The organism is Paenibacillus agri (assembly GCF_013359945.1).
Classification (GTDB): domain Bacteria; phylum Bacillota; class Bacilli; order Paenibacillales; family Paenibacillaceae; genus Paenibacillus_AQ; species Paenibacillus_AQ agri.
The window spans coordinates 72568-85815 of sequence record NZ_JABWCS010000199.1 but is presented as its reverse complement, the minus strand read 5'-3'; the positions used below and the strand labels follow the sequence as shown (position 1 = coordinate 85815).

The window sequence follows — 13248 nt, the reverse complement described above, 5'->3', positions numbered from 1 at the left end:
AAGTCGCAGGTGCCTTAGGCATCTGCGACTTTTTTAATATATATATAGAACAGTACCTTGCTGATTCGTAAGTTCAGCTTATATGGCAGAATCGAAGTGACGTTTATACGCCGCTATGGTGAGAATCATAATTTCGCTGATTTAGACAATGGCACAGTGGCAGGAATAGCGGCAGCTTTTTTCCGGCCCAAACGGTTCGTGCCAATAACACCTGCAATGATCAGAGCCGATCCAATCCAGTGGTACACTGTGATTTCTTCGCCCAGAAAGATCGCCCCGGCTGCAAGAGATACAATAGTGGAGAGATTGGCGAATACGCTCATGAGGGAAGCCTCGATTTTGGACAAGATATAGTTAGAAGCTAGTGTAGTGACGAGTGAGGCGATAACACCTAAATAAAGCGCCGATAAGACAAATGTGCCGCTACTCAGCGGTTTGAAGAACTCGCCCATTGTTCCGTTGCTGACATGACCGGTTAAGGAAATGACCAGGAAGGTGGCGAAGCCAATGCCCATCATCAAGTAGCTGATTTCAGCAGGGCTGAAGTGCTTCGTGAGTGAACGGGCCAAAACGCTGTACCCGGCAAAAGCGATACAGGTCAGGAATAGCAGCACAATTCCGGTCATATTGGACAGATTGATGCTACTTCCTTTCATCACAAAGATGAACACCACGCCGAACACGGACAGGAAAATACATAGCTTCTGCAAGAGTGTCGTCGTTTCTTTCAAGAAGATCGAAGCGATAATCATCGTCACTACCGGTGTAAAAGCGTAGAGAATCCCTCCCTCGGCCGAGGTGGCATGCTGGAGTCCGAACACTTGAAGCGTGAAGAACCCGAGCGGGTACATGGATGCCAGTAGTAGCGCTTTAAAAATGGGTTTGCCGCGATAGGAGATTTTGACCCAGCCGAAGGCGACCGGGATCGACATCACCAGGAAGGAAGCAGCGAAGCGGAAGGTCAGCGTATCGAGCGGTCCGGCGTGGCCGAGTGCTACTTTGGTGAACAAGAATGAGAATCCGATAATAGCCGCATTAAGTACGGCGAGAATATATGCCAATTTAAGACCTTTTTGCTGCATGGTTGCCTCTCCCTTTCTATAACAAGGCGGGATCGTGTATCCGCCTCTGTTTGTTACTTTAAAATTAAAAGAATTTACGCGGGCCTACAATGCCAGTTTTTCATAACTGTACCGATACAGCTGATGGATTCATTTATAATGAATGGAGAAGAATGGTGTTAACATGAACGTATAAAATCTCGGATTTCACTTTTGGAGTGGGACGAAGGCTGTACAGGGGGGCACTATGAAAAAGTATCATTCCGTTTTAGCTGATATGGAACACTTAATCCGGGAGGGCAAATACAGCCCTGGGCAGAAGCTGCCCTCCGTGCGAAGTGCCGCAACATTCTACAACTGCAGTGTCAGCACTGTTCTGAGGGCATACGGTGAGCTCGAAAGAAAACATACGGTATATTCCATTCCGCAGAGCGGATATTACATGGTGGAGAAACCTGACGACATGGAGCCTTCTACTGGCCATGAGACTCTGGATTTTGCTTCTGCTTCGCCCGACCTGAACGTGTTTCCGTATTTGGATTTTCAGCATTGTCTCAACAAAGCGATTGATATCTACAAGTATCACCTGTTCACCTACAGCGATGTTTTGGGATGGGGGACGCTACGTCATACTTTGGTATCTCATTTGGCTGAATATCAGGTATTTGCCAAAGCGGAGCGGATCATCATCACCTCTGGCATCCAGCAGGCGCTCGAAATCCTGGCCAAGATGCCATTTCCAGGCGGAGGGACACAAATTCTCGTCGAACAGCCCGGCTATGACATCTATCTGCGTTATTTGGAGGGCGAGGGTCTGCCAGTCAGCGGGATCTCTCGTTCGGCGGCGGGAATTAATCTGCTGGAGCTGGAGGAGCGGTTCAGGAGCGGTGATGTAAAGTTTTTCTATACCATGCCCAGGTATCAAAATCCACTCGGAACCTCCTATAGCGCAGAGGAACGAAGAGCAATCGCCGGATTGGCCGCCAAATATGATGTTTATATCGTTGAGGATGACTACATGGCCGACCTGGGTGCGGAGCGGCGTTTTGATCCCATCTATGCTTATGATCAGACTTCTCATGTCATCTATTTAAAAAGCTTCTCCAAGATCATCTTCCCTGGTCTCAGACTGGGTGCAGTGGTATTACCAGAAGCCTTGCTGGAGGCCTTCCGCGCACATAAAGGATATACGGACACTTCCCTTTTGTCTCAGGCGGCACTTGAGATCTACATCAGGAATGGGATGTATGAGCATCACAAGCACAAAATAAAAGACCTGTATGCGGAGAGAATGCACGCTCTGTATGCGGCCCTTGAACGGTATAACACAGAAGGTTTGATTGAGGTGTCTCCCGGTAGTTCCGGTGTCTACGTGCAGTTTAAGCTGCCGGGAACGGTGAACCTGGATCGTCTGCTTAAACGTCTGAAAGAGAGAAAGATTAGCGTTGTGTCCGGCAGGGGGTTCTATTTATCCGACTATCAGGAGCGGGAGAAATTTATACGGATTAGTATTTCACGTGCCCGGCTAGAACAGATCGACGAAGGCATTCAGGCAATTGTCCAGGAGGTTACGCGCACGGGTAGGTGGTAGATTTCTATATATTTTTATTTGTGTGGGAATGTATGCTAATAATATAGAGGCAGGCTTGCATGAGAAGCCAAGTTCGGAAAAAGAGAGGCGAATAAGTTATGAAACCAAATAATGAAACTCTGGAGCTGTTGAACCGACATGGATCGGTCCGTCAGTATAAGGATACCCCTGTTAGCGAAGAGCAGCTTGCGGCTATCATCGGTGCAGCCCAGATGGCCTCCACCTCCAGCAATGTTCAGGCGTACAGCGTCATCTCAGTGACCGATCCTGGATTGAGAAGCCAGCTAGCCGCATTAGCCGGAAATCAAGCCTATATCGAGCAGGCTCCTGTCTTTTTGGTCTGGTGTGCGGATCTGTATCGTCTGCGGGAAGCATCCACGCCGCATCTGGCAGGCGGCAACTCATATGAGGACACCACAGAGAACCTGATCGTCGCCACTGTCGATGTGGCCCTCGCCGCGCAAAATGCAGCTGTAGCGGCAGAGTCGCTGGGACTGGGTATCGTCTATATCGGCGGTATCCGCAGTAAGATTGCCGAGGTGTCAGAGTTGCTGGGTCTGCCAGAATTGGTCTACCCTGTATTCGGGATGTGCGTCGGTTATCCGGCAGCAAGGGCAGGGCTGCGTCCGCGCTTGCCGCTTCAGGCTGTGTTGCATCACAACGGCTATGATACAGCGACAACTCTGGAGCAGGTCAAAGCTTACGATGAAGAGAGCCGGGTATACATGCGTGAACGGACTGGAGGCGCGAATGACACACCTTGGTCTGCAATGATGGCAAAGCGAATCTCAGAGCCTGCTCGTATGCAAATGAAAGATTTTTTGCAGGCGAAAGGCTTCCTACGTAGATAATTCGGGTTAATACACTAGGAAGTTATAGCGAATCTATAACGAGCCAAAGATAGTCTTGTAGAAGTGATTTATGTGGCAATTAGCGAGTAATCAGAAATCCAGAGAACATCCCCCGGGAGCGCAGGCTTCAATCGGGGGATTTTTTAATGGGAACTTTTGTACATCTATAATAAAAGGAAAGTGGTATTATCCAAATAAATGAAATTATGGATGTTTATCTCGGCCAACAGGTGACAATTGTCAACTTAAAGCAGTGACACATCATACTAATGTCATCTTCTTTTTGACATTAGTATTAGATACATGAAGCAGAACTGGGCGAATTACGGGAGGGAGCAGAACATGGAGACAGTGATTGCAATGAACGTTGTCAGCAAAGTGTTCAAGGGGAAAAAGGCGGTAGACAACATTAGCTTTAAAATATACAAAGGTTCGATTACCGCCATTCTGGGACCAAATGGAGCTGGTAAGACCACAGCCATCCTGATGATGTTGGGTCTGCTGGAGCCCACCGAAGGATCCGTAACCATCTTTGGGCAGCATCCCAAAGACAAATCGGTGCGTGAGAAGACGGGGTCCATGCTGCAAGAGGTTAGTGTCATGGACCGTCTGAAGGTAAAGGAGATCATTAGCCTGATCTCAAGCTACTATCAGTACCCCATGGACCAGAAGTTACTGGTAGAGGCAACAGGTCTTGACCCGGCAGATCTAAACCGATACGCCGAGAAGCTGTCAGGCGGCCAGAAGCGCAGTCTCGGCTTTGCGCTTGCACTTGCTGGAGATCCGGAGCTGCTGTTCTTCGATGAGCCGACGGTCGGGCTGGATATTACCGCACGGCGGCGGTTCTGGGAGAAGGTGCGGGGACTGGCAGAACAGGGCAAGACCATCTTGTTCACCACTCATTATCTGCCGGAAGCGGAGGATATCGCCGACCGGATTTTGCTCTTCAACCGGGGAAGCCTTGCAGCAGACGGTAGTCCAGACGAGATCAAGGCGAGAATCGTGAAGCGCTCGCTGTCCTTTCTGCAGCCGGCTGATGGACTCGATCTTCAACAGAAGTTGCTGACTCTGCCTTCCATAGACGGCTGCTACTATAAGGACGGGCGAATTTTCGTGACTACAGAGGACACAGATGAAGCATTACGGGATATTTTTACGGCGGGTCTGCCGGTGAAGGATGTACGTATTGATCAGGGACGGCTGGATGAAGCCTTTGAACAGCTTACAATGAACCAAGAGGGGGCGGTCTAACGATGAGAAGTCTAACGATGCAGTGCAAAGCAGAAATGCTGCGGATTGTGCGCAACCCCTACTATGTATTCTGGTCGCTGCTCATGCCGATCATGTTCTATTTTATTTTCACTAGAGTCGTGAACACGGGCGATAGCGATCCAACCTGGGCAGCACATTATCTCATGTCGATGGCGGCCTTCAGTGTAATGGGATCAGCGATTATGACGCTGGGTATCCGTCTCGTACAGGAACGGACACAAGGCTGGACGACTTTTATCCGCATTACTCCGCTGCCGGGATATGTATACTTTTTGGGCAAAATGTTCGGTCAGACGATGATGCATCTCTTCTCGATCATCTGCATTTTTGCAGCAGGCTATCTCATTAACGGGGTCTCGCTGTCTACCGCTCAGTGGTTGCTCTGTGGATTGTGGCTACTGGTAGGCTCCCTGCCGTTCCTCGCGATGGGGACGCTGGTGGGTTCGATGAAACGGGTCGATACGGCCAGTGGTGTCAGCAACGCCGTCTATATGGCCCTTGCTATAACCGGTGGCATGTGGATGCCGCTGGAAATCTTGCCGCGTCTGATGCAGAAGATCGGAGTCTGGTTGCCTTCCTACAACTATGGAAACGGCGCCTGGCAGATTGTGCAGGGCTCGCATCCGGAATGGAGTAATATCCTGATTCTGCTCGGTTATCTCGCTGTATTTATGATACTATCGGTGTATATTCGCAAACAACAGGAAGCGGTGTAAAAGACAATGAGGCAGTGGCAGTTCCGGTTATTTCCTAAAAAGTTAGGCATCTTCCCATTCATTTGGGTGGTTTATATGATCCTGCCGATTTTGAATATGCAAGAATATACCGGAATCAAGCTGGCGGTGGGCTATGCCATGGTGGGCTTGTTCGCTGTAACTTATCGCCAGCTGTATTGGGCTCAAGGCCGGGCATTTACCGCTTGGCTGGCTGTGCAAATGCTGCTGATTTTACTGCTCTGTCTATTTTACAGTCCTCAAAACGTGTATCTAGGTTTCTTCACAGCCAATTTTGTCAGCTGGTATAGTGATAATCGGAAATTCAATATCATCTATTCCATCTTCGTGGTGCAGGAGTTATTCCTTGTGGGTTGGGGACTTAAGACGATAGAAGGTACGGAGTTATTGTTTCTACTTCCATTCATTATAATCATGCTGATTTCGCCTTTTGGGATACGTTCTATGTTCCGCCGCCGACATCTGGAGCGGGAACTGGACGAAGCCAACGAGGTCATTAAAGAACTGGTTAAACGCGAAGAACGCATGCGTATCGCCCGCGACTTGCATGATACGCTGGGTCATACGCTCTCACTGATTACCTTAAAGAGCCAGTTAGTTGAAAAACTCGTGTCCAAGGATACGGACCGCGCAGAGGCCGAAGCGCGGGAGATCCAGCGCACTTCCCGTGCCGCGCTGCGGCAGGTGCGGGAACTGGTCTCCGAGATGCGGGCGATCACAGTGGCCGAGGAGTTAACTGAGGCCGGTGAGATGCTGCGGACGGCGGAGATTGCCCTGGAGATTGAGGGGGATGTTTCCCTTGGGGAAGTATCCGATCTCAATCAGAATATACTCAGCCTCTGTATCAAAGAGGCTGTCACCAACATTGTGCGGCATAGCGGGGCCAATAAATGTGTTATCAGCATTGTGAAGAGCGAGGGACAAGTGAGAATCATGATCCGGGACAACGGGCATGGATTGCACGGTCACGGTGTCGCAGATGCTGGATTCAGGGAGGGCAATGGCCTGAAGGGAATGAATGAACGCCTATCCCTAATTGATGGCTCGTTGACCATTAATGCGGACGGAAGCAAGGGAACAATGCTGACTGTAATGATTCCTTTGGTGGTCAAAGAACGAAAGGACGGGGAGACTGCATGATAAGAATCATAATCGCGGAGGATCAGCGCCTGCTGCGCGGCGCCATGGCTTCCCTGCTGGACCTGGAGGACGATATCGAGGTGGTCGGAGAGGCGGGGGACGGGGCTGAGGCGCTGGCCCAGATTGAGAAGCTTCAGCCGGATGTCTGTCTGATGGATATTGAAATGCCCCGAATGAGCGGATTGGAAGTTGCTGAATTATTGAAGAAGAAGGGTTGTTCTACTCGCGTCATAATCCTGACCACCTTTGCCCGGCCGGGTTATTTCGAACGGGGTGTGAAGGCGGATATACAAGGCTACCTGCTCAAGGACGAGCCTGTTGAGAAGATCGCGGGTGCGATCCGCCAAGTCATGCTGGGGCATAAGGAAGTTTCTCCGGAGCTGGTCTTCGGAAGCTTGCGGGAGGAGAATCCGCTGACCTCCAGAGAGCGGGAGATTCTGAAGCTAGCCGGGGGAGGTCAGACAGCAGGCGAGATCGCGGCTACATTGCACCTTTCTTATGGAACAGTCCGCAATTATATTTCCGAGATTCTGAACAAGCTTGAAGTGAAGAGTCGGATTGAAGCGGTAAGAATTGCTGAGGAGAAGGGCTGGATTTAGTGTGAGGATTATTCCTATTAAAAATAAGTCTCTTCAAATAAATAAAGTGTTCATCTTTGATTCCAGTGTGAGTCAACATATTTCTTAGCTGATAAATTTGTTTGATATCATTCTTCAAATGATCTTCAAAGTTTTGGATTTGGGCAGAGATGTTAGATGTAATGTGTTGTGTTCTGGTTATTAGCAAATCAGGGGTTATATAAGAAGGATCGAAATGTAATTAACGGCATTTTCGTATCTTAAATCCTCTGCAGCTACGGGTTAGTGGAGATTAAGTGCAATATTGTACCTTAAATATTCCCAAATAGGCCATTCAGTGTGTTTTCATAAAAATAAGATACAATAATGTCCTTATTTCCCTCATTTGTCTAAATTAAAGGAGAATAAGGTGCGAAAATGCTGTTAATTGGGAGATGGCCCCTCTTTTTCACTGTTAAGAGGACTGACGAAGGGGACTATACCGCTTCTAGTGGTTGAAATCTGCCGAGAGAGAGTCTACGATCCAGTGCTAGCTGTCCTATGGAAAGAGAGCTTTACGGGAACATGCAACGGACTGGTTCAGGTACAATAAATGGGTAATTAACGAATCTTCTGGTATATCTAACCTAAAATAAACCCAGTTTCGCCTTTGTGTGCGGAACTGGGTTTATTTTATACTCGGCTCTTGGCCTGCTCCTCACGCATCCACTGCGAGAGCTGTCGCTTCAGCGCGAGGAATTCCGGCGTATCCGCAATCTCCTCACGGCGCGGGCGCGGGAACGGCACATCTACCGTGTGCAGAACCTGACCAGGGCGGCCGGAGAAAACGTAGATACGATTCGAGAGGAGCAGCGCCTCTTCAATATTATGGGTGATGAACAGCACGGAGCGGCGGTTCTCCTCCCATAGCTCCAGCAGCCAGCGCTGCATTTCACTGCGGGTCAACGCATCCAGCGCACTGAATGGCTCATCCAGAAGCATCAGCTCCTGCGGCGCTAGCAGCGCCCGGAGGAATGCCGCGCGCTGCTGCATCCCGCCCGACAGCATATGCGGATAAGCCCGCTCGAAACCGGCGAGGCCCACCTTGCCTAGCCATTGACGAGCTTCTTCGCGGCTGCCGTCCCGGGCAGCGCCCTTGATCTCTTGGGACAAGAGGACATTATCCTCGATGGTCCGCCAGGGGAAGAGCGCAGGCTGCTGCGGCATATAGCTGATTTCTCCGCGCTGGCCGGTAACGATTTCCCCATTCATGCTGACTGTTCCACTGTCCGGCTGCTCCAGGCCGCCGATGATATGGAACAGCGTGCTTTTGCCGCAGCCGGAAGGGCCGAGAATGGTCACGAATTGTTGTTGCTCCACCTTTAGTGAGACATTGTTTAATACAGGAGTAGAGTTACGGCGCTGGGTGAAGGTCTTGGACACGGCGCTGACTTCCAGCGCAGGCGGCAATCCGTGCAGTCCGGCAGCGCTAGTTCTAATCTCGCTTTTCACCGGCTCATGCGGTGGTGTATGTGTGAGTTGAGACATTTCGGGAATCCCTCCTTTCTACGGGTTGCGGCGCGGCTTCCAGCGCACCAGCCATTTTTCCAGTAAGGCGATAATAGCGAAGAGCACCAGACTCAGCAAGACAACAATGACGATGGCAACGAACATCCGGTCGGTACGGTAGGCTGATTTTTGCAATTGCATATAATACCCGATCCCCTTGTCGGCACCGATCCATTCGGCAACCACGGCCCCCATAACAGCATAGGTGGCGGAGATTTTAACCCCGGAGAAGATCGCGGGCAGAGAATGAGGCAGCTCCAGCTTGGTGAAAATCTGCCACTTGCTCGCCCCCGCCATTTTCATATAATTCAGCATCACCCGGTCGCTCTGTGCCAGCCCGCCCATGGCGGCCACGGCGACCGGGAAGAAGCAGACCAGCGTAATCAGCACCATCTTCGGCAGCAGACCGAAGCCGAACCAGATGACAAGCAAAGGGCCTAGCGCGATGGAAGGCACGTTCTGGCTCAGAATCAGCAGCGGGTAAAAAGCACGCTTCGCCCAAGGCATCAGGTGCAGCAGCAGAGCCACCAGAAGCCCTACACCGGTGCCGATAGGAAAGCCGATCAGCGTCAGCTTCAGCGTAGCCAGCGTATGGTCCCAGATGCCAGCTGGATTGCCTGCAAATTCATGACCGATATCGCGGGGACTGGGCAGAATCCATTTTTCAATATCAAAAAAGGATACCGCTAGCTGCCATACCGCTAAAAAGAAGACGACCGCCACAATGGGCGGCCATATCTGCTTCCAGGACGATCTCACGGCCGGTATTTCTCCGTCAGTTTGTCCATGCTGATTCCATTCGGATTGTGGGCGATTTTGATTTGGGAGATCACGCTCGGACTGCCGGCTTGGACCAGGGCTTCATGCATCTCGCGCACGACTTCCAGCAGGTCGTTCAGTTCGCCTTCCATTGTCGTTTCGAGCGGGTTCACCTGATGCTTCACACCGGACTTCTGAATGACCTCGATCGCTTTATCGACATAAGGGATGGAATCCTCATTGTTAGGGGTTTTAGGGATAACTTGAATGCTTAGCAAGGTGTTAGCCATGTTTGATTCATCCTTTCTATTATCAGTAATGTTTGAATTTTAGTGTTACGAATCAGCCCCATCTTGATGCAGCACCCTTATTGTGCAGGCAGGAAATCATTCGTAAAGGCCTTGCTGGTATCTACTGGTTTCTCAAGCAGCTTAAGGCCATACATCCAGTCAGCATAGTTTTTCCAGACCTCAGCTTTTTGTTCGCCCCAGCGCGGCGCATCATCCTGATATTTTGGACTGAGCCATTTCTGACTGGCCATCACAAGTTTCGGATCGAGATCAGGGACGGCTTTGATCAGAATGTTCGCGGCGTCCTCTGGATGCTCGATGGCGTATTTGTAGCCTTTGGAGGTCGCCTTAACGAAGGCTTTGACGATCTCGGGATGCTCGGTGATTTCTTTCTCGCTGGTGGTCAGCACAGGTGTATAATAATCGAGCTGTGGCGCGTAGTCCTTTACATAGAGCATGTCGATGGGTTCCCCGCGCAGTTCGGCTTCAATTCCGGTCCAGGCATAGAAAATCCAGGCGAAATCAATATCCCGCTTCACAGCTGTAAAAAAGTCGGCTTCGCCCATATTGATGATCTTTACCTTTTTCACATCGGCACCTTCCGGGTCCATGATAGCTTTGAGTGCTGCTTCTTCTACCGGGGAACCCCAACCTCCATATGTTTTTCCTTCAAAATCCTTCGGAGAGGTAATCCCCTTGCTCTTCGGGGCCGCAAAACCAGACGTATTATGCTGAATGATGGCGGCAAGCGAGACCAGTGGTACGCCTTGCAGACGGGCTAAAGTCAGGCCCTCCTGATACCCGATACCAAAAGCGGCTTCACCAGAAGTAACCATCGTGTCCGCACCAGCTGCTCCGGGCTGCACAATCTCAACATCCAGTCCCTCTTCCTTGTAATACCCAAGATCTCTTGCGACATACACCCCCGTGTGGTTCGTGTTCGGTGTCCAGTCGAGCGCGATCTTGACTTTGGTCAGTTCTTGCGGTGTGGCTGACTCCCCGGCAGAGGCTCCGGTGTTTGTCTTGCCGGCTTCCTTGTTGCCTTCGGCAGAGTTGCTGTTATGGCTGCCGCATCCGGCAATGGCGATAACGAGCAGACAGGTCAGGCCCAGTATAAGCAGTTTCTTGACTCCCATTTTCTTCTCTCTCCTTTTGGTACCGTTCCTCCGCAGTGACTGCGTCAAATCCGGCGAATTCCCCGTCTTCACACCGTCACCCGCCACCTAAAATACATGCAGCGAGATTCATTTCCCCATGAATTGTGTTAATCGGAAATATACCATAAAAAAAGCGTCCCGAAGATGAACGGGACGCGGCTTTGCGCAAGGATGGCATTGGCCCTAAAGCAGCCATGCTCAATTATGGTTCCTACGCTGGCATTATCCAGATCAGGTATAAGGGTCAGTATCTTGAGGGATACACTCTCAGCCGGCCAATTCCAGCCCCCCTGGTGCTATGAAGTTAACGGGTGATGCTTCTTGCTTACGGAGTAATTATAGACTCCCGTCTTTTCGTTGTCCAGCAGCTTTGTTTTTCATGTTGAAGTTGGAGGCTGGGAAGAGGGTTATCATAACCTATTTAAGGAGTGGAATTATCATGAAAAATAACCAACATTTAATCGACGAAGAGACGGTAGCCAGCATCAAAGCACTGGATGAAGATGGCGAAGGATTGTTCGCTGGACTGATCGGGATGTTCAAGACCGATACGCCGCCGAGACTGGAGGCGCTTCGGTTAGCCTTGGACAGTAGCGATTCCGCGAGCATTGCCGGAATTGCCCATAGCCTGAAGTCAGGCAGCCTCAGCATTGGCGCGGGGTACTTTGCTTCTCTGTGTGCAAGTATTGAGCAACAGGCCCGGCGGGGGGATCTAACCTCCTCACGGTCGCTAGATTCCCTGCTGGCCTCTGTTTTTACGGATACGTGTCGTGCATTGGAACAGCGAATGGAGTAGTAACGAAGGCTAATTCTGATATTTGAATTTTTTCCGGCGGCGGCTCCGGATGCTGTTCCAAATCTCCCGTACAGTCAGGATAATGCTGATGACAATGCCACTAAAGGTCAGCATTAGCGCGAAATACTGGAACAATGAATATTGCAGCATTTTGCCCCATTGAATACTTCCTTCCAGGTCGTCAATCACCTGATTCATTCCGTATATACCGCTTACCACAGTGAAGACGGTCAGAATCATCAGCAGCATATCCCGTCGTTTCGACTGGAACTTCACTTGGTATTGAAACAGATCATTCAGTGTCTGCTTCACCTCGTCGAATAACGCATCATTGCCATACACTTTGCGGAGCTGGAAGAAAATCTCCCGACCCTGAGATTGCGAGATCAGCTCCAGAAAATAAAATTTGGCCGAGAATTTATTGATGTAAAAGATTAGATCCTCAATATCGTCATCATCGCGGTTGATGCGGAGCCGGGAGTGCATATTGGCCAGCTTCAGCAGAACTATCTTGTGAAACATGCTGAGTAGCAGGCCGTAATAATATTCGCCGTACATTTGATTGGCAAGCTGAATAGCGAGTGGGCGTTCCGCCCGGCTGATGCAGCAGAAGGTCTGTTCATTGGTCATATAATACGTCTCTGGACCCCAGCGTTTATAGGTATGCTCCTCACAATATTGTTCAATGTAACCAGGATCACTCGCGCTGATGTAGGGTCGACCCGCTGCATCCAGTCCATCGAGCTGGGAGGCACGGTAGCGCATACTCAAGGGGATATCGTCGGTAACTCCTTCCGGTTCCAGGCCATAAAAGGCTTGCACCAGCATACGTTCATCCACGAAAAAAGGCAGCGTTTCGAAATAAGCCCCGTTCAGCTCGGACTGGTCCAAAAACGGCTTCAGCCCCTCCACCAGATAATTAAAGATAAAATCCTCGACCTGACTAAAGGTTCGTTCTCCGCTATGGATAACCGTCTGTTCGTCCTGCACACTGACATTCTCAAGGGTACGGAAGCGATCAGCAAATTCCAGAGCGATGCTGAAGGGGAGCTTTTCTTCCTCAATCTGCACCCGCAAGGTTACAAATCCGGTCTGAAACGGGCAAATGAACAGGTCTGTGGAGAGTACCCGGAAGGCTACATTTGCTTGTGACATTTCCATCCTGCAGGACACACCATTCACGCGCGAGAAGCGGCGGAAGGAATCCTCGTCATCCTCCTGCGGGAACAGTACATGGGCAGCGAAAGGCAGATAGGTGCGTTCCATTTTTTCATGAGATACACAGTATTCATTGCCATAATAAGCGCCTTCCAGTTCTTTTTTATCGAGGGAAAAAGAACTGTATCCGCTCTTTCGTAGCTCAGAGATCAGTCGTGCAGACGCTCCCTGCTTGATGGAGAAGGGGAAAATAAACTGGAGCAGCGCGGTATGAAGTAGGGGTTCGGTAGATAGCATATCCATCATGAGTTCC

The 13248-nt window shown here is 50.3% G+C and carries 13 protein-coding genes and 1 riboswitch; of the genes, 7 read left to right on the top strand and 6 right to left on the bottom strand.

Annotated features, from left to right (window positions below):
* Positions 1 to 125: 125 nt before the first annotated feature.
* Positions 126 to 1082 carry a DMT family transporter gene (locus HPT30_RS07970; RefSeq protein ID WP_175370878.1) on the bottom strand — a complete coding sequence of 319 codons (957 nt, stop codon included), beginning with the start codon at positions 1080 to 1082 and terminating at the stop codon, positions 126 to 128.
* A gap of 226 nt (positions 1083 to 1308) precedes the next feature.
* Here HPT30_RS07970 and HPT30_RS07965 point away from each other — a divergent pair, with 226 nt between their 5' ends.
* The 6 genes from HPT30_RS07965 to HPT30_RS07940 all read left to right on the top strand — a co-directional run bounded on the left by HPT30_RS07965 (position 1309) and on the right by HPT30_RS07940 (position 7248).
* Positions 1309 to 2652: an aminotransferase-like domain-containing protein gene (locus HPT30_RS07965; RefSeq protein ID WP_175370877.1), complete on the top strand. Its 1344-nt coding sequence runs from the start codon at positions 1309 to 1311 to the stop codon at positions 2650 to 2652.
* A 98-nt stretch (positions 2653 to 2750) separates the two neighbouring features.
* Complete coding sequence (gene nfsA, locus HPT30_RS07960) at positions 2751 to 3503, top strand: oxygen-insensitive NADPH nitroreductase (RefSeq protein ID WP_175370876.1); 753 nt, start codon at positions 2751 to 2753, stop codon at positions 3501 to 3503.
* Between the two features lie 342 nt (positions 3504 to 3845).
* A complete protein-coding gene (locus HPT30_RS07955) occupies positions 3846 to 4754 on the top strand; it encodes an ABC transporter ATP-binding protein (protein ID WP_175370875.1) in 909 nt (302 codons plus the stop codon).
* Between the two features lie 2 nt (positions 4755 to 4756).
* The gene (locus HPT30_RS07950) at positions 4757 to 5491 is read left to right on the top strand and encodes an ABC transporter permease (RefSeq protein WP_175370874.1); all 735 of its coding nucleotides are present in this window, start codon (positions 4757 to 4759) and stop codon (positions 5489 to 5491) included.
* A 6-nt stretch (positions 5492 to 5497) separates the two neighbouring features.
* Positions 5498 to 6649 carry a sensor histidine kinase gene (locus HPT30_RS07945; protein ID WP_175370873.1) on the top strand — a complete coding sequence of 384 codons (1152 nt, stop codon included), beginning with the start codon at positions 5498 to 5500 and terminating at the stop codon, positions 6647 to 6649.
* Positions 6646 to 7248, top strand: a complete 603-nt coding sequence (locus tag HPT30_RS07940) for a response regulator transcription factor (protein ID WP_175370872.1) — start codon at positions 6646 to 6648, stop codon at positions 7246 to 7248. Before HPT30_RS07945 ends, HPT30_RS07940 begins: the two co-directional genes overlap by 4 nt.
* A 651-nt stretch (positions 7249 to 7899) precedes the next feature.
* Here HPT30_RS07940 and HPT30_RS07935 read toward each other — a convergent pair.
* The 4 genes from HPT30_RS07935 to HPT30_RS07920 all read right to left on the bottom strand — a co-directional run bounded on the left by HPT30_RS07935 (position 7900) and on the right by HPT30_RS07920 (position 10960).
* A complete protein-coding gene (locus HPT30_RS07935) occupies positions 7900 to 8754 on the bottom strand; it encodes an ABC transporter ATP-binding protein (protein WP_175370871.1) in 855 nt (284 codons plus the stop codon).
* Between the two features lie 18 nt (positions 8755 to 8772).
* On the bottom strand, positions 8773 to 9534 hold the full coding sequence (locus HPT30_RS07930) for an ABC transporter permease (protein ID WP_175370870.1): 762 nt from the start codon (positions 9532 to 9534) through the stop codon (positions 8773 to 8775).
* On the bottom strand, positions 9531 to 9824 hold the full coding sequence (locus tag HPT30_RS07925; RefSeq protein WP_066374901.1) for an MTH1187 family thiamine-binding protein: 294 nt from the start codon (positions 9822 to 9824) through the stop codon (positions 9531 to 9533). Before HPT30_RS07925 ends, HPT30_RS07930 begins: the two co-directional genes overlap by 4 nt.
* A 77-nt stretch (positions 9825 to 9901) precedes the next feature.
* Complete coding sequence (locus tag HPT30_RS07920; protein ID WP_175370869.1) at positions 9902 to 10960, bottom strand: ABC transporter substrate-binding protein; 1059 nt, start codon at positions 10958 to 10960, stop codon at positions 9902 to 9904.
* 211 nt (positions 10961 to 11171) lie between these two features.
* Positions 11172 to 11283, bottom strand: a riboswitch (TPP riboswitch).
* Positions 11284 to 11420: 137 nt separating this feature from the next.
* Here HPT30_RS07920 and HPT30_RS07915 point away from each other — a divergent pair.
* On the top strand, positions 11421 to 11777 hold the full coding sequence (locus HPT30_RS07915; protein ID WP_175370868.1) for an Hpt domain-containing protein: 357 nt from the start codon (positions 11421 to 11423) through the stop codon (positions 11775 to 11777).
* A gap of 9 nt (positions 11778 to 11786) precedes the next feature.
* On the opposite strand, the gene HPT30_RS07910 is transcribed toward HPT30_RS07915, so the two are convergent.
* Positions 11787 to 13241, bottom strand: a complete 1455-nt coding sequence (locus tag HPT30_RS07910) for a hypothetical protein (protein WP_175370867.1) — start codon at positions 13239 to 13241, stop codon at positions 11787 to 11789.
* Positions 13242 to 13248: the final 7 nt, after the last annotated feature.